Source organism: Mycolicibacterium pulveris (genome assembly GCF_010725725.1).
Lineage (GTDB): Bacteria > Actinomycetota > Actinomycetes > Mycobacteriales > Mycobacteriaceae > Mycobacterium > Mycobacterium pulveris.
Window position 1 is genome coordinate 449,333 of the sequence record NZ_AP022599.1, and the last position, 17,917, is coordinate 467,249.

Genomic DNA, 17,917 nt, shown 5'->3' on the forward strand with positions numbered 1-17,917 from the left:
CTGGCACGACGCGCACCGAAATCGCTCAGGAGTGGTGCGGGAAGCGCAACCGGATCAACTCCAGTTCGCGCGCCATCCGTTCGGCGTCGCGGTCGGTGACGTCGACGCAGCCCCTGGGCCCCTGCCAGCTGAACAGCATGCTCAGCCGCCGGCCCAACCGTGATGTCCAATCCGATCTCATGCCCCCGATGGTTCCTATCAACTGGCTTGCTATTCAATAGCCAGTCAGCGCATACTGGCCTGCAAATGACCGCCGAACTCTCGGGACATGCGCTCAGTGCCGGGCTTTTGGCCCGCAAATTGGGCAACTGGCGCACATCCAGTCACAGTGGACCCGCATATCGCGGACTGGCCGATGCCATCCGGTTGCTGATCGTCGACGGGCGCCTCCCGGTCGGCGCGCGGCTGCCCAGTGAACGCGCGCTGGCCGAGGCGCTGCGGGTGTCGCGCACCACGGTCACCGCCGCCTACGCCCAGTTGCGCGACGACGGCTATCTCAACGCCCGCCGCGGCGCGCGCAGCACGACCGCGCTCCCGCTCACCCCGTCCATGCGCGCCGACGCCGCGCCGCACTCGGTGAGCCTGGCCGCCGCCGCGTTGTCCGCGCCCGCCGCCGCCGTCGTCGAGGCGTTCGCCGAGGCCACCCACGACGTGACGCCGTATCTGCACGAACCGGGGCACGAACTGATCGGCGTCAGCGCGCTGCGCCAAGCCATCGCCGAAAGATATTGCGACCGTGGACTTCCCACCGAACCCGACGAGATCATGGTCACCACGGGCGCGCTGCACGCGATCAACCTGATCCTCACCACCTACGTGCAATCCGGCGACCGGGTGCTGGTCGAACAGCCCACGTATCACGGTGCGCTGACGTCGATCACGACCGTCGGTGCGCGCCCCGTCCCGGTCGCGATGACCGAGGACGGTTGGGATCTGGACGCACTGCAGGCGTCGCTGCACCAACTGTCACCGAGCCTGGCCTACCTGATTCCGGACAACCACAACCCCACCGGGTTGACGATGCCGGTGCCGGACCGCAAGCGGTTGGCCGGCATCATCGCCGAGACCCGCACCCGCACCATCGTCGACGAATCCATCATGGACATGTGGCTGCACGAGCCGGTTCCTCCCCCGCTGGGCGCGGAGGTGACGTCGCGCCGCGACCTGGTGTTGACGGTCGGCTCGATGTCCAAGTCGTTCTGGGGCGGGCTGCGGGTGGGCTGGATCCGCGCCGAGCGGTCCACCATCGCGACGATCGCGGCGCTGCGGCCGTCCATCGACATGGGCACCGCGGTTCTCGAACAGTGCGCTGCCGCAAGGCTTCTCCGGCGTCACGACGAGCTGCTGCCCGGGCGCCGGGAGATTCTGCGCGCCCGTCGCGCACACCTGCAGCAGCTGCTGCGCCGTCACCTGCCGGACTGGGAGCCGGGCCGCGGCGCCGGCGGAATGTCGCTGTGGGTGCGGCTGCCCGCGCCGATGAGCACCGCGCTGTCGGCGGCGGCCTCCCGCCTCGGGCTCGACCTGCCCGCCGGGCCGCGGTTCGGTGTCAACGGCACGCTGGAGCGGTTCGTCCGGGTGCCCTACACGCTGCCCGAGGACCAGCTCAGCGCGGCCGTCGAACTGCTGGCCCGCGCCTGGTACAGCGTCACCGGCTCGGCCACCCCGGAACCGACGACCGTGGTGGTCTAGTTTCCCCGCGAGCAGACGCGAGCACCCCCTAATTCACCCTCAATTGGGGGTGTTCGCGTCTGCTCGCCGAAAAGGACCGCTACTCGTCGTCGGGGATCTCGACGCGGCGCATCACGCCGTCGCGGGCATCGGCAGCCTCGATCTCGCTGCGGGTGATGCCGAGGATGAACAGCAGCGTGTCCAGGTAGGGATAGCTCAGCGACGCGTCGGCGACCTCCCGCAGTATTGGCTTGGCGTTGAACGCCACGCCCAGCCCCGCGGCCGCCAGCATGTCGATGTCGTTGGCGCCGTCACCCACGGCCACCGTCTGTTCCATCGGCACCCCGGCCTGCTGCGCGAAATCACGCAGCGCCTTGGCTTTTCCGGCGCGGTCGATGATGGGTCCGACCACCCGGCCGGTCAGCTTGCCGTCGACGATCTCGAGTTCGTTGGCCGCGACGAAATCCATCATCAACTCGTGGGCGAGCGGCGCGATGACCTGGCGGAAGCCGCCGGACACTATGCCGCAGTGGTAGCCGAGGCGGCGCAGGGTGCGCAACGTGGTTCGCGCGCCGGGGGTCAGCTCGATCTGCTCGCCGACGTCCTCGAGCACCGAGGCGGGCAGACCGGCCAGCGTCGCGACGCGCCGATGCAGCGACTCGGCGAAGTCGAGTTCACCGCGCATGGCGGCCTCGGTGACCTCGGCGACCGCTGCCTCCGCACCGACACGGGCGGCCAGCATCTCGATCACCTCACCCTGGATCAGCGTCGAGTCGACGTCGAAGACGATGAGCCGCTTGGCCCGTCGCGACAGGCTGTAGTCCTCGAGCGCGATGTCGATCTTCTCGGCGACCGCGACGCGGGCCAACGCGGTCTGCAGCTGCCGATAGATGTCGTCCGTGGGCACCGACACCCGCAGCTCCAAACCCGTTACCGGATAGTCGGATACGCCACGGATGGTGTCGATGTTGACCCCGAGCGCCGCCAGTTCGCGGGCCACCACGCCGAACGCCTCGGCCGTGATGGGGCGGCCAAGCACGACGATCGTGTGGGTGGACGGTGCGCGCAGCACCGGCAGGGTGTCGCTGGGTTCGATGGTGACGTCCAGGCCGACGCGGTGGATCGCCGCGGTCACCTCGTCGCGCAGTTGGGTCCCTGCGGCGACGTCGGTCGGCGCGGCGACCAGCACACCCAGCGTCAACCGGCCCCTGATGACGACCTGTTCGACGTTGAGCAGCTCCACGTTGTGCCGCGACAGCACCTCGAACAACGCCGAGGTGACGCCCGGTTGATCGCGTCCGGTGACGGTGATCAACAGCGACGAGCGGTTGCGTCCCTGGCCGGTCACGGGCCCTCGTCAGGAGACTCGGCCGGCGGCAACAGGTTCGGCCCGCTCATCGCCGAATGCCGCTGCCGGTTAACTCGATTGGTCCGCGAGCCGGGCGTCCGGTTCATGGGTACGTCCGATATGCGCTTCGGCGCGCATCCGCTCGACCATGTGCGGGTAGTGCAGTTCGAAGGCTGGACGTTCCGAACGGATCCGGGGCAGCTCGGTGAAGTTGTGCCGCGGCGGCGGGCAGGAGGTGGCCCACTCCAGCGAGTTGCCGTAGCCCCACGGATCGTCCACGGTGACCGGTTCGCCGTAGCGCCAGCTCTTGAACACGTTCCAGGCGAACGGCAGCACCGACACACCCAGGATGAACGCACCGATCGTGGACACCACGTTCAGTTCGGTGAACCCGTCGGTGGGCAGGTAGTCGGCGTAGCGCCGCGGCATGCCCTCGTCACCGAGCCAGTGCTGCACCAGGAACGTGGTGTGAAAGCCGATGAACGTCAGCCAGAAGTGCAGCTTGCCCAACCGCTCGTCGAGCAGACGCCCGGTCATCTTGGGGAACCAGAAGTAGATCCCGGCGTAGGTGGCGAACACGATCGTGCCGAACAGCACGTAGTGGAAGTGCGCCACCACGAAATAGGTGTCGGTGACGTGGAAGTCCAGCGGCGGGCTGGCCAACAGCACCCCGGACAGGCCGCCGAGCAGGAACGTCAGCAGAAAGCCGATGGAGAACAGCATCGGCGTCTCAAATGTCAACTGACCCTTCCACATCGTGCCGATCCAGTTGAAGAACTTGATGCCGGTCGGCACCGCGATCAGGAAAGTCATGAACGAGAAGAACGGCAGCAGCACCGCGCCCGTCGCGTACATGTGGTGCGCCCACACCGCGATCGACAGGGCGGCGATGCCGATGGTGGCGTAGACCAGCGTGGTGTAGCCGAAGATCGGCTTGCGGCTGAACACCGGGAAGATCTCGCTGACGATGCCGAAGAACGGCAACGCGATGATGTACACCTCGGGGTGCCCGAAGAACCAGAACAGGTGCTGATACAACAACACACCGCCGTTGGCCGGGTCGTAGACGTGGGCGCCGAGCTGGCGGTCGTAGGCCAGCGCGAACAGCGCCGAGGTCAGCAGCGGGAACGCGATCAACACCAGGATCGACGTCACCATGATGTTCCAGGTGAACACCGGCATCCGGAACATCGTCATGCCCGGTGCGCGCATGCACACCACCGTCGTGATCATGTTGACCGCGCCCAGGATGGTGCCCAGGCCGGCCACGCCCAGGCCGAGGATCCACAGGTCACCGCCCGCGCCCGGCGAGTGCAGCGCGTTGGACAGCGGCGCATACGCCGTCCACCCGAAATCGGCTGCGCCGCCGGGGGTGATGAACCCGGCGATGGTGATCAGACCGCCGAACAAGAACAGCCAGTAGGAGAACGCGTTGAGCCGCGGGAACGCCACGTCGGGCGCGCCGATCTGCAGGGGCAGCACCAGGTTGGCGAACCCGAACACGATCGGTGTGGCGTAGAACAGCAGCATCACCGTGCCGTGCATGGTGAACAGCTGGTTGAACTGCTCGTTGGACAGGAACTGCAGCCCCGGCATCGTCAGCTCGGTGCGCATGAACAGCGCCATCAGCCCGCCGATGAAGAAGAAAATGAAGCAGGTGACGCAGTACATGATGCCGATCAGCTTGTGATCGGTGGTCGTGATCAGCTTGTAGAGCAGGTTGCCCTTGGGTCCAAGCCGCGCCGGAAAGGGACGACGAACCTCGAGTTGTCCGATTGGGGGCGCTTCGGCTACCAACAGGTCCTCCATACGTCTGGTCGGGGCATCCCCGCGATCATCAACGATGAATCCTAGCTTCTCTAAAAGCCGGGACTCGCGGTGGTCCTACAAACCGTCGTATATGCCGCGCGACGGTCGTTGACCAGCGCGGAACTCACCGGATGTTAACGTCGGCGACGTGCTGATCAGCGGAGCGCGCGCGGGCGTGCGGGCTGCCCGGTCCGCGGTGCCCGCCGCCCTGGCCGCCGTGTCGCTGACACTGATCAGCGGGTGTGGTCAGCTCGGCGGCGACCCCCATGAGCCCGACAGCCAGTCGGTCATCACCAGCACGACGCGGGTTGCCGGCGCGGGCGTGCTGGGCAACCAGCGCCGCCCGGACGAGTCCTGCGCCCCCGAGCCGGCCGCCGTCGACCCCGGGCCCCCGGACCGCCTCGTGCGCCACGCCGCGGGCGAGACGGAGGTGCGCGCGGACCCGCAGCGCATCGTGGTGCTCTCCGGTGATCAGCTCGACGCGCTGTGCGCACTGGGGCTGCAGTCGCGCATCGTGGCCGCGGCGTTGCCGGACGGCTCCCCCGATCAGCCGTCGTACCTCGGCACCGTCATCCATGACGTGCCGGGCGTGGGCACCCGCAGCGAACCCGATCTGGAGGGCATCCAGGCCGCCTCGCCCGACCTGATCCTGGGGTCGCAGGCCCTGACGCCGGAGGCGTTCGGGGCGCTGTCGGAGATCGCACCGACGGTGTTCACTGAGGCGCCCGGCCCCGGGTGGCAGGGCAACCTGCGCACGGTCGGCGCGGCGACCGGACGCCTGGACGCCGCAAACGGGCTGATCGACGGTTTCGCACGAACCGCCGAGAAGACCGGCGCCGAGAATGACGCCACGCATTTCCAGGCCTCGGTGGTCCAGTTCACCGACACCACCATGCGGGTCTTCGGCGCCGACAACTTCCCCGCCAGCGTGCTCGCCGCTGCCGGTGTGGATCGTCCTGCGGCCCAACGTTTTACCGACAAGCCCTACATCGAGGTCGGGATCACCGACACCGACCTGGCCAACTCCCCCGACCTGTCTGCCGCCGACGGTGACATCGTCTACATCTCGTTCGCCACTGGCGAGGCCAAGGAGCACGCCACCACGGTGCTGAAGAGCGACGCCTGGAAGAAGTTGTCGGCCAACCGCGACGACCGCGTCTTCGCCGTCAACAACGAGGTGTGGCAGAACGGTGAGGGCATCGTCGCCGCGCGCGGCATCCTCGACGACCTGCGCTGGATCAACGCGCCGATCAACTAGTCTCGCGGACGTGTTCCACGTCCTCACATCGACGTACCTGCAGCCGCCGGACGTCATCAACCAGACCCGTCCCGCGCACCTGGAATGGCTGAAGGGCGAGGTCGAGGCGGGCCGAATCCTGTTGGCCGGTCGCCGAGAAGACGAATCCGGCGCGGTGCTGATCACCGGCGACATCAGCGCGCAGGAGGCGCAAGACATCGTCGACCGCGATCCGTACACCAGCGCCGGGGCGGCACGCTACGAGCGGGTGGCGTTCAACAGCGCGTTCCGCGCGCCCGGACTCTAGAACTGGTTGATGTCTTCCTTGGCGATGTAGATGCCGTGTCCGCTGCCGTCGTAGGCGATGCGGGTGCGTAGCCGATCGGCCTCGATCGTCCAGCCAAAGAGATGAATGGTCTGGCCGGTGTTGAGCACGGTGGCATCGGGGGTGTCGGGCACGCTGCCCTTGGCCCAGTAGAACTCGCCGGTGCCGTGCTTCACCGCGACGGGCAGGCGCTGGCTGTGCTTCTCCGCTGAAAAGCTCGACTGGGCGAACGGCAGCCCGTCGATGCGTTGACACACCACCATGGGGCCGCCGCCGCGGGCGAGGTCGTCGGCGCTGACCTGGCAGCGGACCTGTCCCTCGTCGAGCAGGAGCACTCGGCTGTCGTCGGCCGCGGACGCTGGAGCCAGGGGAACCGCGAGCAGGGCCGCCACGGCGCCCGTCGCTGCGATCACGTGTCGGACCATGGCCGGGATGCTCTCACGACAGCGGCGCCGAGACCGACGAAATGGCGCAATCCACCCGCGCTTTCGCGCCCGTTTGTCCCTTTGGGCGTCTAGAAGTCCCAGTCCTCGTCTTCGGTGTTGACGGCCTTTCCGATCACGTAGCTGGAGCCCGAGCCGGAGAAGAAGTCGTGGTTCTCGTCGGCGTTGGGCGCCAGCGCGGACAGGATCGCCGGGTTGACGTCGGTCTCGTCGCGCGGGAACAACGCCTCATACCCCAGGTTCATCAGCGCCTTGTTGGCGTTGTAGCGCAGGAATTTCTTGACGTCCTCGGTCAGGCCCACCCCGTCGTAAAGGTCCTGGGTGTACTCGACCTCGTTGTCGTAGAGCTCGAACAACAGCTCATAGGTGTAGTCCTTGAGCTCCTGCTGCTTGGCCGAATCCTCGAGCGCCAGCCCGCGCTGGTACTTGTAGCCGATGTAGTAGCCGTGCACGGCCTCGTCGCGGATGATCAGCCGGATCATGTCGGCGGTGTTGGTCAGCTTGGCCCGGCTGGCCCAGTACATCGGCAGGTAGAAGCCGGAGTAGAACAGGAAGCTCTCCAGCAGCGTGGAGGCCACCTTGCGCTTGAGCGGCTCGTCACCGCGGTAGTACTGCATGACGATCGACGCCTTGCGCTGCAGGTTCGGGTTCTCCTCCGACCAGCGGAACGCCTCGTCGATCTCGGCGGTCGAGCACAGCGTGGAGAAGATGTTGCTGTAGCTCTTGGCGTGTACCGACTCCATGAACGCGATGTTGGTGAGCACCGCCTCCTCGTGCGGGGTCACCGCGTCGGGGATCAGGCTCACCGCGCCGACGGTGCCCTGGATGGTGTCCAGCAGCGTCAGCCCGGTGAACACCCGCATCGTCAGCTGCTTCTCGGCGTCGGTCAGCGTGTTCCAAGACTGGATGTCGTTGGACACCGGGACCTTCTCCGGCAACCAGAAGTTACCGGTCAGCCGGTGCCAGACCTCGAGGTCTTTTTCGTCCTGAAGCCGGTTCCAGTTGATGGCCGAGACGCGGTCGATCAGCTTCATACCTTCGGACACCAGCACTCCATTCCGCCGCAGAAACAGGTTGCCGAATCGGCGTCTCCGACACTACCCCTGGGGGGCGACAACGTCTGGGACCGCGACATCTTGTGTTGGCGTGTCGCGCCGTGTTCCCCAGATCCGGTACTCCGACGGGTCGAATGTGCGGGTCGCCAGCCAGTACTGCCAAGTCATCCCGCTCCACAGCGTCCGGTTGACGCCGTGCTCGTCCAGATACCAGCTTCGGCAACCACCGGTGCTCCACACCGTGCCCGCCAACTCGGCCTGCAGCTCGGCGTTGTAGCGGTCCTGGGCCTCGCGCGTCGGGGTCAGCGCCCGTGCGCCTGCGCGGTCGACCGCCGCGATGGCCTGGGCGGCGTAGCGGATCTGCGACTCGATCATGAACACCACCGAGTTGTGCCCCAGCGCGGTGTTCGGGCCGAGCAAAAAGAACAGGTTGGGCATGTCAGCGACGGTGATGCCGCGCAGCGCCGCGATTCCCTCCCGGTTCCACCGGTCGACCAGGTCTTCCCCGTCGAGGCCCTTGATGTGCACGTAGGTGTAGGAGTCGGTCACGTGGAACCCGGTGGCGAACACGACGACGTCGACGTCGTGCTGGGTGCCGTCGGCGGTGACGATGCCGGTCGGGGTGAACCGCGTGATGCCGTCGGTGATCACCTCGGTCTTCGGGTTGGCGATCCCGTGGTAGTAGGTGTCGGAGTTGAGGATCCGCTTGCAGCCCGCCCGGTAGTCCGGGGTGAGCTTGCGCCGCAGTTCGGGGTCTTTGATCGACCGGTTGATGTTCCACTTGCCCAGCAGCTCACCGATTTTCAGCAACCGGGGCTGGCGGGTCATGGCGAACCCGACGGCTTCGTGGGCCCAGTAGATGCCCGCGCGCGTCAGTTGGCGCGTGACGGGGACCGTGGCGAACATGCGCTGCATCCACTCGGGGATCGGGTTGTTCGGCCGGGGCATCACCCACGCCGGGGTGCGTTGGTAAAGCTGCAGCGCGGCAACGTCTTTGACGATCTCGGGCACGATCTGAATCGCGCTGGCCCCGGTGCCGATCACCGCGACGCGTTTGCCGGTCAGATCCACGCTGTGGTCCCACTCCGCGGAATGGAAAGCGGCACCCTGGTATTCGTCGAGGCCCTCGAAGTCGGGGATCAGCGGAATGTGCAGTCCGCCGGCGCCGGAGATCACGAACTGCGCGACGAATTCCCGGCCGTCCTTGGTGAACACATGCCAGCGCATCTCCTCGTCGTCCCAGTGCGCTCGGTCCACGTGCGAGCCGAACCGGATGTATCGCCGCAGCCCGTATTTGTCGGCCACCCCCTTGAGGTAGTCGAAGATCTCCGGCTGAAACGACCACATGTGCTTCCAGTCCGGCTTGGGCTCAAAGGAGAACGAGTACATGTGCGACGGGATGTCGCAGGCGCAGCCCGGGTAGGTGTTGTCACGCCAGGTGCCGCCGATCTCGTCGGCCTTCTCCAAGATCAGGAACTCGACGCCGCGCTTCTGCAGCTCGATGCCCATCCCCAGGCCGGAGAATCCGGTGCCGATGATCAGCGCGCGGGTATGCACCGGCTTGGCGGCTACGGTCTCCGCCTCGTGCTCGGCAACCGTCATGATCGGTCTCCCCTCTTTCGCCTCCGGCATGGGCCCATCCTGGGACCGGCGGTACCGGATACTAGGTTCAGGGTACGTGGTGTGCCTGCTCGAGCGCACCTGGCCGCCGCCCGATCGCCCACGGCGAACAGCCGCCGGCAATAGACTGAGCTGGTGCGCGGCGGCTGGCCGCTGATCGGACGAGACGAAGAACTGGCGGTCGTCTCTGGTGCTATCGCTGAGCCGGCAGCGGCCGGGATCCTCATCGCGGGCAGCGCCGGCGTCGGCAAGACGCGCCTGGCCCGCGAAGCGCTCGCGAAGGCCCAGCGTCGAGGCCGCCGATGCCACTGGCTTCTGGCGACGGAGTCCGCGCGATCTGTGCCGTTGGGAGTGTTCGCCGAATTCGCGAGCGGTTTCGGCCCCGACCCGCTGCGACGGGTCCAGGAAATCATCGACGCGCTGGTCGGCTCCCCATCGTCGACGACATCCCCGACGCGGCCGGTGGTCGGAATCGACGACGCCCACCTGCTCGATGAGCAGTCCGCGCTCGTCGTGCACCAATTGGTTCACCGACGCATTGCGACGGTGGTTCTCACCCAGCGCTCGGGTGAGCAGACACCCGACGCCATCACATCGTTGTGGAAGGACGAGCGGCTGCCGCGGATGGATCTGCAGCCACTGGCCGCTCACGAGGTGAGCACGCTGCTGACGGCGGTGCTCGACGGCGAAATCGAGACGACGAGCGCCGAGCGACTCTGGCGCTATACCCACGGCAACGCCCTGTATCTACGCCAACTCATCACCGACGAGATCGCCTCCCGCCGGCTCAACAAACGCGCAGGGGTATGGGTGTGGGATGGTCAACCGGACTTCTCGCCGCGGTTGCTCGAGTTGATCAAGGCCAATATCGGCAGGCACAGCGAGCAGGTCGTCGAGGTGCTCGACATCGTGGCGCTGGCCGAGCCCGTCGAGTTGGCTGTCCTGCTGCACATGGCCTCGCCCGGTGCGGTCGACGAGGCCCAACAGCATGGGCTGATCCGATTCGATCCGGCGGCTCAGGTCGCTCACCTGGCACATCCGATGTTCGGGGAGGCCAGGCGGGCCATGGCCGGACCCATAGGCCTTCGCACCCTGTGCGGACGACTCGCGCACACCATCGGCGAGGTCTGCAGCCCTTCCCTGCACCAGACGGTCCGGCGCGCCGTGCTGGCCCTGGAATCCGATGCCGGCCGTGACGCGGCACTGCTGCACGAAGCAGCCAACGCAGCCTTGGCGCTGCTGGACATACCGTTGGCGATGCGGCTCGGGCGCGCTGCCACCGAGTCCGGCGCCGGACGTCCCGCGCAGTTCAACTACGCGGTCGCGTTGGCCACCGCCGCCCGGGGCGCGCAGGCCGAGAAGATCCTGGGCCAGCTGGCGGCCAGCGCCACCGAGGACGCCGAACGCGTGCACATTGCGCTGGCCCGTGCGGCCAACTTGACGTGGGTTCTCGGCGAACCGGTCACCGCCGAACGAGAACTTGACGCGGCCCAACAGGCGGCCGCCGGTTGCGGACTTGCCCACGCCGTCAACGCGGTCCGCGCATCCTGTCACGCGGCCCGAGGCCAGCCATCGACCGCGGTCGAGTTGGCCACCGAAGCGCTCGCGTCGCGAGAGGTGGCGGGCCTGCCGCGCATGATGGGCCTATGGGGCCTGGTGTACGGCCTCGCCGATCTCGGCTGTACCGAACGGCTTTCCAGCGCAGCGCACGGACACGCGTTCGCGCGCGGTGATGCGCGCGCATCGCATCTGCGGTTCCGCATGGGCGTGGCCTACGTCGACGGGCTGTGTTTGGCCGGTCATGTGCAGAAGGCCCGCCAAGTCGCGGCCGAACTGAGGCACGACGCGCACGATGTCGCGGGTTCGCGATACATCAGCACACTTATCGTCGCGCTCGCCGAACTGGCGGCCGGGGATCTGACGGCAGCATGCAAGTGGCTTCGCGAGTCGGCGGCGCTGCTGTCACCTGAGCTGGAGGACGAGCCCGAGGGCACCTTCCGACTCAGCGAGGTTTGGTTGTCGACGGCGCTGGCGATGGCGGGAGATGCGGAGGCCGCCGAACAGGCACTGGCCGGCCGGCCGGTCGCCGAAGCCGGAGGCTTTCGCTACTGGGAGACCGATCAAGCGCTCGCCGCGGCATGGATCGACGCCGCCCGCGGTCTTCCGAGCCTGGCGGTGCGGGCCGCGCTCGAGGCCGCCGACCAGGCCCGCGCGCTGCATCGTCCGACCCGTGAGGTGATGTGCCTGCAAACGGCGACGCAGTTCGGTGACAGCTCCTGCGCGGACCGCCTCGCAGAGTTGTCGGTGATCGTCGGCGGGCCGAGACTGATTGCCGTGGCAGCGCATTCGGCCGCGTTGCACGCCCACGACGGCACCGGCCTGCTCGAGGCGTCACGGTGCTACGAGGCCTTCGGCGATCGTGTCGCAGCGGCCGATGCCGCCGCCCAGGCCGCGATCGTGCTTCGCGAGCAGGGGCGCCGCGGTGCGGGTCTCACGGCGACCGCGGTAGCACAGCGCCTGTCCGGCGAGACCGGCGCACACACATATGCGCTGCGGGCCAACAGGATCGACTTGCCACTGACTGCGCGGCAACGCGAAATCGTCACCCTTGCCGCCCGAGGGCTGTCCAACCGCGCCATCGCCGACCGGTTGGTGTTGTCCGTGCGCACGGTCGAGGGGCACCTGTTTCAGGCCTCGCAGAAGACCGGCGTCAGTACCCGCGAAGAACTCATCGCCATGGTCCAGGGACGGTCCGCCGAAAACCGCCCGACCGATCGGCTCGCGTGATTCGCACTTGCGTTCGACGCACCGAGTAACTCGGGTAGTGAACTACGCGGGCTCCTGCGGGGCGGCGGCCATACGTTGCGGCTGAAACACGCAACGAGGGAGACCGTCATGGCAGACGACAACAGCGGCCGCGTCGGCGTGGACCGACCTGGCACGGTTAGGCGGTCCGACGATCCTGGTCACGACGCCCGCACCGGTGCGTCGTCAAGTTCCGTCCGCGAGGCACCCACCCGTGAGGCCGGCGAGGCCAAACTCGACCGCGACACCGGCATCGTCACCTACCCCGACGGCTCCACTCACGACATGCGCACCGGCGCATCAACGGACCCCGTCCACAAACCATCCACCGAGATCGGCGGCGCCAAACTCGACCGCGACACCGGCATCGTCACCAACCCCGACGGCTCCAGCCACGACATGCGCACCGGCGCATCAGCACGACCGGTGCATGAGCATGGCACCACCGAAACCGGCGGCCCCAAACTCGACCGCGACACCGGCATCGTCACCAACCCCGACGGCTCCAGCCACGACATGCGCACCGGCGCATCAGCACGACCGGTGCATGAGCATGGCACCACCGAAACCGGCGGCCCCAAACTCGACCGCGACACCGGCATCGTCACCAACCCCGACGGCTCCAGCCACGACATGCGCACCGGCGCATCAGCACGACCGGTGCATGAGCATGGCACCACCGAAACCGGCGGCCCCAAACTCGACCGCGACACCGGCATCGTCACCAACCCCGACGGCTCCAGCCACGACATGCGCACCGGCGCATCAGCACGACCGGTGCATGAGCATGGCACCACCGAAACCGGCGGCCCCAAACTCGACCGCGACACCGGCATCGTCACCAACCCCGACGGCTCCACCTACGACATGCGCACCGGCGTCGAAACCTACCCCGACGGCTCCGCCTACGACACGCGCACCGGCGCATCAGCACGACCGGTGCATGAGCATGGCACCACCGAAACCGGCGGGGCGAAGTACAACCCCGACAGCGGGCAGTGGGACAACCCCGACGGGTCCTCCTCGGAGTCCGACCCCGAGTCAGACGGCTCCGAATCCAGCGGCTCGGGATCGGGCAGTTCCGGATCGACCAGCGGCGACGACGACGACTCAGCTGACTCAGGATCGGACACCAACGACGACTCCGACGACGACGACAGCGACTCCGAGGACTCCTCGACAGACGACACCGATAGCGGCGATGACACCGGAGAAGGCGACGGCGACTCGCTGCTCATGGACGGGTTCACCAGCGGCAGCGCTGGTTCCGCGGGCGCCAGCCCGGCCGCGGCGATACGCGACTGGGCGACCAACCCCGACCGAGGCGACACGTCGGTCTTCGGGGAGGCCGGCGAGGACGCCCCGCCGGCGCGCGGCGTACCCAGCGGGGTCGTCCAACCCGGCGCCAGCCCGGACGGCGACGGGTCATCGTCGCCCGACAGGCCCGCCATCGACACCGGCGATGACCAACCGGTCGTGTCGACCTACCAATGGAATTCCGGCGACGAGGACGGCAGCGACCTGGGCCCCGTAATCCAACCCGGCCCCGACGACACGGGCGTCATCGATGGCGGCATCGATTACTGGCTCGTCGACGACCTCACCACCGACCCACCGCCACTTGCCTAGCCGTGGCGGCCGACATGCGGCAGCGCAACGCCGCGCTCAATCGTCTGCCCGTGCAGTACGCCCGCGCGCTACGGCTGCGCGACGCGGGCATCCCCGACGAGGTGACCGCCGAGTGCATCGGCGTGGAGATCGAGGGCCTCCCGTTGGTGATGCGGGTGGCCGAAGCCAAGCTCGCCACGGCAATGGCAACCCGCGCGCAGGTCAACTCCCGGTCCGGGCCCAATCCCCCTGAAGGAGAAGATGATGAGCACCAACATCCACAGGCCGCTCACCGCGACGCTGGGTGCGACCGTGCTGACCGTCGTGCTTGCCGGTCAAATGCTCACGGCGCCAACGGCACACGGTGATCGGACGGTCAGTGCACAGGAGATCTGCAGCCAGGAGGGCCGGGTCGCCAAGGTGAGATGGTTCCCGCCGCCGGTCGTGGGGTACTGCGCCCACCCGTGGAGCATCTTGCCCGGCAATTCGCTCGACGCCGGCGAAGGTCCCATCTCCATCCGGGTGCCCGAAGGGTCGTACATGGTCAATCCCCTCGACCCGTTGAGCCCCTGGGTGATACCGGGCTAGGCGCGCCCCGCGTCGCAGCGCCGCACCGGTCAGGCGACCGGTTGCTGTCGGCGTACGGCGGTGCGAATAGGCTGGTCGGGCTCGATCGTGACGCCGACCAACTCCGCGGTGCCGTTGATGGCACCCATCATGATCGTCGTCATATGGGTGATGAACTTGTCGGCGGACATGCGACGCTCGTCCTCGTCGCCGGCGCCCAGCCACCAGTCCGTCGCCGACGCCGCGGTGCCGAAGATCGCGTACGCCGCGAGTTCGAAGGCCGCGGGGTCCAGCGCCATGTCCTGCAGTTCGTTGCTGATCATGTCGGCAACAGCCAGGGTGATCTCGCTGCCCTTGTTGACCGCCGTCATCGCCGCCGCCGACTTGTCGGCGAACCGGCCCTGCAGCAGAAAGCGGACCACGTTGGGGTGGCGCTCGACCAACTCGACGTAGTGCTCGACTCCCCGCCCGACGATGTCGCGTGTGGAGTCGGTCTCCACGTTGATCGACGGGATGATCGCGGCCCACAACATGTCGCGCATCCGCTGACCGATCTCGGTGAACATGTCCGACTTGTCGGCGAAGTGCCGGTAGATCTTGGGCTTGGCGGTACCGGCCTCCTCAGCGATCTCGCGCACGCTCACGTTGGGACCGAGCCGGTCGATCGCGCGGAAGGCGGCGTCGACGATCTCCGCGCGCACCTTCTTGCGGTGCTCGCGCCAGCGCTCGCTGCGGGCGTCGACCTTGACACCCGGCTGGCCGCTCGACCGCGTCCTGGACCCTCGTCGCACCCGATCACTGTACCGCCCGGACACCGTTGACCTGCCCAGACCGAGGGTGTCTGGCCCGCAAAGGCGCTGACCGCCGCACAGCGCCTCGCGCATTCGTTCGATTACCGGCGCCGGACAGGTACCCGACTACTCGGGCCGCGGGCCCGCCCCCGCCTTACGTTGCCGGTGTCAGGCAGCGGGCACCGGCTTCGAACCGAGGGGTGGACATGGCTACCACGTCGTCCTACATCGCACGCCTCGGCGCACTGGCCGTGGCGCTCGGGGTGGGCGCCGCAGTCGTGACCGGGAACGGGACCGCGTCAGCAGACCCCGACGAGCCGGGTACGAATTCGGGTTCGGAGTCCTCCGCGGAGTCCGCCCCGGCCGCGTCCGCCGCCGAGTCGGAATCCGGTCCGAGTCTCGGTGCGCCACCGTCGGCCGCCTCCGATGCGGCGGGCGAATCTACCGCGACGGATACCCGAACCGCGCCACGTGGTCAGGTGCTGAACACGGGCGGGGCCCGCACAAGCCGGCAAGCCACCGCCACGGAACCCGCACAACCGGCGATCGAACCGGCCACATCGCAGCTGACGGAGCCCGAACCGGCCGAGCCCGAGCCTGGCGAACCGGAAGGGAAGAGCGACATCCCAGCCGTCTCGTCGGATCTTCGAGCACACAAACGCTCCGACACGGTCTCCCAAAAAGCCCGGGTGAGTGCGCCGTCCACAACCGGTGACCGGACCGGGGCTGCCGGATCGACGGCGCCGCGGCCGCGCGTCGAGGCGCACCAGGATCGGCCCGGCGTCGTCGAGGACGCGCGGACCGAGAACCAGGGCGGCCCGCCGCGCCCTGCCACGGCCGACTTGCCGGCCACTCGCGCGATCACGTCCGCGCCGGAAAGAATCTCGACCGCCGCGGCGCTGCCCGCCCCGCCGCCGGTCCACCGCCGGGTGACCGAACTGTTGTCCGTCCTCGCCTTCGGCGCGATGGCGGGCGATGTCCCGAGCATGCCGACCCGGTCGCCGATCGCACTCGCGCTGATGGCGACGGCCGTCCGCCGCGAGGCCGAGCACGCGCTCTCCGACCTGGCGATCCCGGCCATGAGCCCGGCTCCGGTGGCCGCCATGGTCCTGCAGCCCCAATCGCGTGAACTGCTGGTGCTCGCCGTCCCGGTCGGGCCCGATCTGAGCATGTCGGTCGGCGGCCTGATCCGGATCACCCTGGGCGACGGCGGGGCGATCGCCATCTCCAGCGGCAGGGGCTCGGTGGCGATCGCCGTGGGCGAAGGCGCGACCGCGTTCGCCACGGACGGCAATTTCAACCGCGCGACCGCCTACGGCGCCCACAGTTCGGCCACCGCGACCGGCGGCAACAACAACACCGCCACCGCGTCCGGCGACGGGACCAGCGCCCGCGCCGTCGGCGACAACAACACCGCCCGCGCCGAGGGGGTGGACAGCCACGCCACCGCCGCGAGGGCACCGACAACACCGCCAACGCGATCGGAACCAAGAACCTCGCCAGCGCGATAGGCGAATCGAGTTCCGCCAGCGCGCTGTCCGGTACGGGCAACAGGGCCGCCGCCAACGGTGACAACAGCACCGCGGTCGTGTTGGACAGCAACAACAGCACCGCGCAGGTCGTCGGAGACCGCAGCGGCGCGGTGGTGACGTCCGGCGACCGCAATCACGCATCCATCATGGGCAACGACAGTCGAGCCGAGGCCCGCTTCGGAACCGCCAACGAAGCCTCCGTGATCGGCGACAACAGCCACGCCGGCGCGATCATCGGCAACGGCAATATCGCTCGCACCACCGGCGACGGAAGCAATGCCGGTGCCGGCAACGGCGACAACAACACCGCCACCGTCACCGGAAACAACAGCATCGCCAGCGCACAACGCGGCGACGACAACACCGCGACCGTCGACGGCGACAACAGTGCGGCGACCGCCGTCGACGGGCACGGCAACACGGCGTTGGTGATCGGCAACGACAGCGGCGCGATCGCCGGCAACGGCGAAGCCAATCTCGCGGTGGTGCGGGGCGATTCGAGCATCGCCGATTCCGGGTCTGGGTTCGCCAACACCGCCACGGTCGAAGGGTTCGACAGCAGCGCGCACGCATTGATCGGTGACTTCAACGCCGCACACGTGACGGGCGACGAGAGCCACGCCTTCGCGGGGTTCTTCGGGGGCGGACGGACCACCAACAGCACCGCCCTCGTCAACGGCAATCTCAGCGTGGCCGTCGCGAACTTCGGCGACTCCAACGCCGCCACCGTCATCGGCGACCGCAGCACCGCCAGGGCAGGGGACGGCGACAACAACACCGCAACCGTCGAGGGCGTAGACAGCACCGCCTCCGCCGGGCTGCCCGGCAACGACAACACGGCCACCGTCGACGGCCGCAACAGCGCCGCGACCGCCGGTCCGGGCAACAACAACACCGCCGGCGCCACCGGCGACGGCATCATCGCGAACACCGGCCCCGGCGACGGCCTGACCGTGATCCTGCCCTGACGATCGCCGCGGCTTTCCTCACCGTTCACCGGTCGGCCCTGGACACCCTTGACCTGCCAGGACCATGTGTCCAATCGCACATGAAGGCACCGGCTAGAGCCGTTCCGCGGACGGCGAAGGTGGCATGTGCGCAGGTAGTAT

The 17,917-nt window shown here is 68.1% G+C and carries 15 protein-coding genes; 8 read left to right on the plus strand and 7 right to left on the minus strand.

Annotated elements, in window-relative coordinates:
- Positions 1 to 25: 25 nt before the first annotated feature.
- Positions 26 to 181, minus strand: coding sequence for a hypothetical protein (locus G6N28_RS26695; protein WP_170307880.1), 156 nt, complete (start codon positions 179 to 181; stop codon positions 26 to 28).
- Positions 182 to 246: 65 nt separating this feature from the next.
- Here G6N28_RS26695 and yczR point away from each other — a divergent pair, with 65 nt between their 5' ends.
- The gene (yczR, locus tag G6N28_RS02480) at positions 247 to 1,689 is read left to right on the plus strand and encodes a MocR-like transcription factor YczR (RefSeq protein ID WP_163896883.1); all 1,443 of its coding nucleotides are present in this window, start codon (positions 247 to 249) and stop codon (positions 1,687 to 1,689) included.
- Between the two features lie 79 nt (positions 1,690 to 1,768).
- On the opposite strand, the gene serB is transcribed toward yczR, so the two are convergent.
- On the minus strand, positions 1,769 to 3,016 hold the full coding sequence (gene serB, locus G6N28_RS02485; protein ID WP_163896884.1) for a phosphoserine phosphatase SerB: 1,248 nt from the start codon (positions 3,014 to 3,016) through the stop codon (positions 1,769 to 1,771).
- Between the two features lie 69 nt (positions 3,017 to 3,085).
- On the minus strand, positions 3,086 to 4,813 hold the full coding sequence (ctaD, locus tag G6N28_RS02490) for an aa3-type cytochrome oxidase subunit I (RefSeq protein WP_163905758.1): 1,728 nt from the start codon (positions 4,811 to 4,813) through the stop codon (positions 3,086 to 3,088).
- A 160-nt stretch (positions 4,814 to 4,973) separates the two neighbouring features.
- Here ctaD and G6N28_RS02495 point away from each other — a divergent pair, with 160 nt between their 5' ends.
- Both G6N28_RS02495 and G6N28_RS02500 read left to right on the plus strand, forming a co-directional pair.
- On the plus strand, positions 4,974 to 6,083 hold the full coding sequence (locus G6N28_RS02495; RefSeq protein WP_163896885.1) for an iron-siderophore ABC transporter substrate-binding protein: 1,110 nt from the start codon (positions 4,974 to 4,976) through the stop codon (positions 6,081 to 6,083).
- A gap of 10 nt (positions 6,084 to 6,093) precedes the next feature.
- Positions 6,094 to 6,369: a YciI family protein gene (locus G6N28_RS02500; RefSeq protein ID WP_163896886.1), complete on the plus strand. Its 276-nt coding sequence runs from the start codon at positions 6,094 to 6,096 to the stop codon at positions 6,367 to 6,369.
- Here G6N28_RS02500 and G6N28_RS02505 read toward each other — a convergent pair.
- The 3 genes from G6N28_RS02505 to G6N28_RS02515 form a co-directional block, all read right to left on the minus strand.
- On the minus strand, positions 6,366 to 6,800 hold the full coding sequence (locus tag G6N28_RS02505; RefSeq protein WP_163896887.1) for a type-F conjugative transfer system secretin TraK: 435 nt from the start codon (positions 6,798 to 6,800) through the stop codon (positions 6,366 to 6,368). The two genes, G6N28_RS02500 and G6N28_RS02505, sit on opposite strands and share 4 nt — an antisense overlap.
- Positions 6,801 to 6,901: 101 nt before the next feature.
- On the minus strand, positions 6,902 to 7,864 hold the full coding sequence (nrdF, locus tag G6N28_RS02510; RefSeq protein ID WP_163905760.1) for a class 1b ribonucleoside-diphosphate reductase subunit beta: 963 nt from the start codon (positions 7,862 to 7,864) through the stop codon (positions 6,902 to 6,904).
- Positions 7,865 to 7,927: 63 nt separating this feature from the next.
- The gene (locus G6N28_RS02515; protein ID WP_163896888.1) at positions 7,928 to 9,487 is read right to left on the minus strand and encodes a flavin-containing monooxygenase; all 1,560 of its coding nucleotides are present in this window, start codon (positions 9,485 to 9,487) and stop codon (positions 7,928 to 7,930) included.
- Positions 9,488 to 9,640: 153 nt separating this feature from the next.
- Between G6N28_RS02515 and G6N28_RS02520 the strand changes: the two genes are divergently transcribed.
- From G6N28_RS02520 to G6N28_RS02530, 3 genes are all read left to right on the plus strand, one after another.
- A complete protein-coding gene (locus G6N28_RS02520; protein WP_163896889.1) occupies positions 9,641 to 12,292 on the plus strand; it encodes a helix-turn-helix transcriptional regulator in 2,652 nt (883 codons plus the stop codon).
- A gap of 108 nt (positions 12,293 to 12,400) precedes the next feature.
- Positions 12,401 to 13,939, plus strand: a complete 1,539-nt coding sequence (locus G6N28_RS02525) for a hypothetical protein (protein ID WP_163896890.1) — start codon at positions 12,401 to 12,403, stop codon at positions 13,937 to 13,939.
- Positions 13,940 to 14,182: 243 nt separating this feature from the next.
- Entirely contained in the window at positions 14,183 to 14,506 is a 324-nt protein-coding gene (locus tag G6N28_RS02530) for a hypothetical protein (RefSeq protein ID WP_128109286.1), read from the plus strand.
- Between the two features lie 29 nt (positions 14,507 to 14,535).
- Here the strand turns inward: G6N28_RS02530 and G6N28_RS02535 are convergent, their stop codons facing one another.
- Positions 14,536 to 15,276: a TetR/AcrR family transcriptional regulator gene (locus tag G6N28_RS02535; protein WP_179962006.1), complete on the minus strand. Its 741-nt coding sequence runs from the start codon at positions 15,274 to 15,276 to the stop codon at positions 14,536 to 14,538.
- A gap of 206 nt (positions 15,277 to 15,482) precedes the next feature.
- Between G6N28_RS02535 and G6N28_RS02540 the strand changes: the two genes are divergently transcribed.
- Positions 15,483 to 16,787, plus strand: a complete 1,305-nt coding sequence (locus G6N28_RS02540) for a hypothetical protein (RefSeq protein WP_163896892.1) — start codon at positions 15,483 to 15,485, stop codon at positions 16,785 to 16,787.
- A gap of 77 nt (positions 16,788 to 16,864) precedes the next feature.
- Positions 16,865 to 17,776, plus strand: coding sequence for a hypothetical protein (locus G6N28_RS02545; RefSeq protein WP_163896893.1), 912 nt, complete (start codon positions 16,865 to 16,867; stop codon positions 17,774 to 17,776).
- The last annotated feature ends 141 nt before the right edge of the window (positions 17,777 to 17,917 follow it).

What these genes read in the sequence shown, in the direction of transcription:
- G6N28_RS26695 (WP_170307880.1), bottom strand. Translation starts at nt 181, where the DNA reads ATGAGATCGGATTGGACATCACGGTTGGGCCGGCGGCTGAGCATGCTG.
- G6N28_RS02515 (WP_163896888.1), bottom strand. Translation starts at nt 9,487, where the DNA reads ATGACGGTTGCCGAGCACGAGGCGGAGACCGTAGCCGCCAAGCCGGTG.
- G6N28_RS02540 (WP_163896892.1), top strand. Translation starts at nt 15,483, where the DNA reads ATGGCTACCACGTCGTCCTACATCGCACGCCTCGGCGCACTGGCCGTG.
- G6N28_RS02525 (WP_163896890.1), top strand. Translation starts at nt 12,401, where the DNA reads ATGGCAGACGACAACAGCGGCCGCGTCGGCGTGGACCGACCTGGCACG.
- G6N28_RS02530 (WP_128109286.1), top strand. Translation starts at nt 14,183, where the DNA reads ATGAGCACCAACATCCACAGGCCGCTCACCGCGACGCTGGGTGCGACC.
- yczR (WP_163896883.1), top strand. Translation starts at nt 247, where the DNA reads ATGACCGCCGAACTCTCGGGACATGCGCTCAGTGCCGGGCTTTTGGCC.
- nrdF (WP_163905760.1), bottom strand. Translation starts at nt 7,864, where the DNA reads ATGAAGCTGATCGACCGCGTCTCGGCCATCAACTGGAACCGGCTTCAG.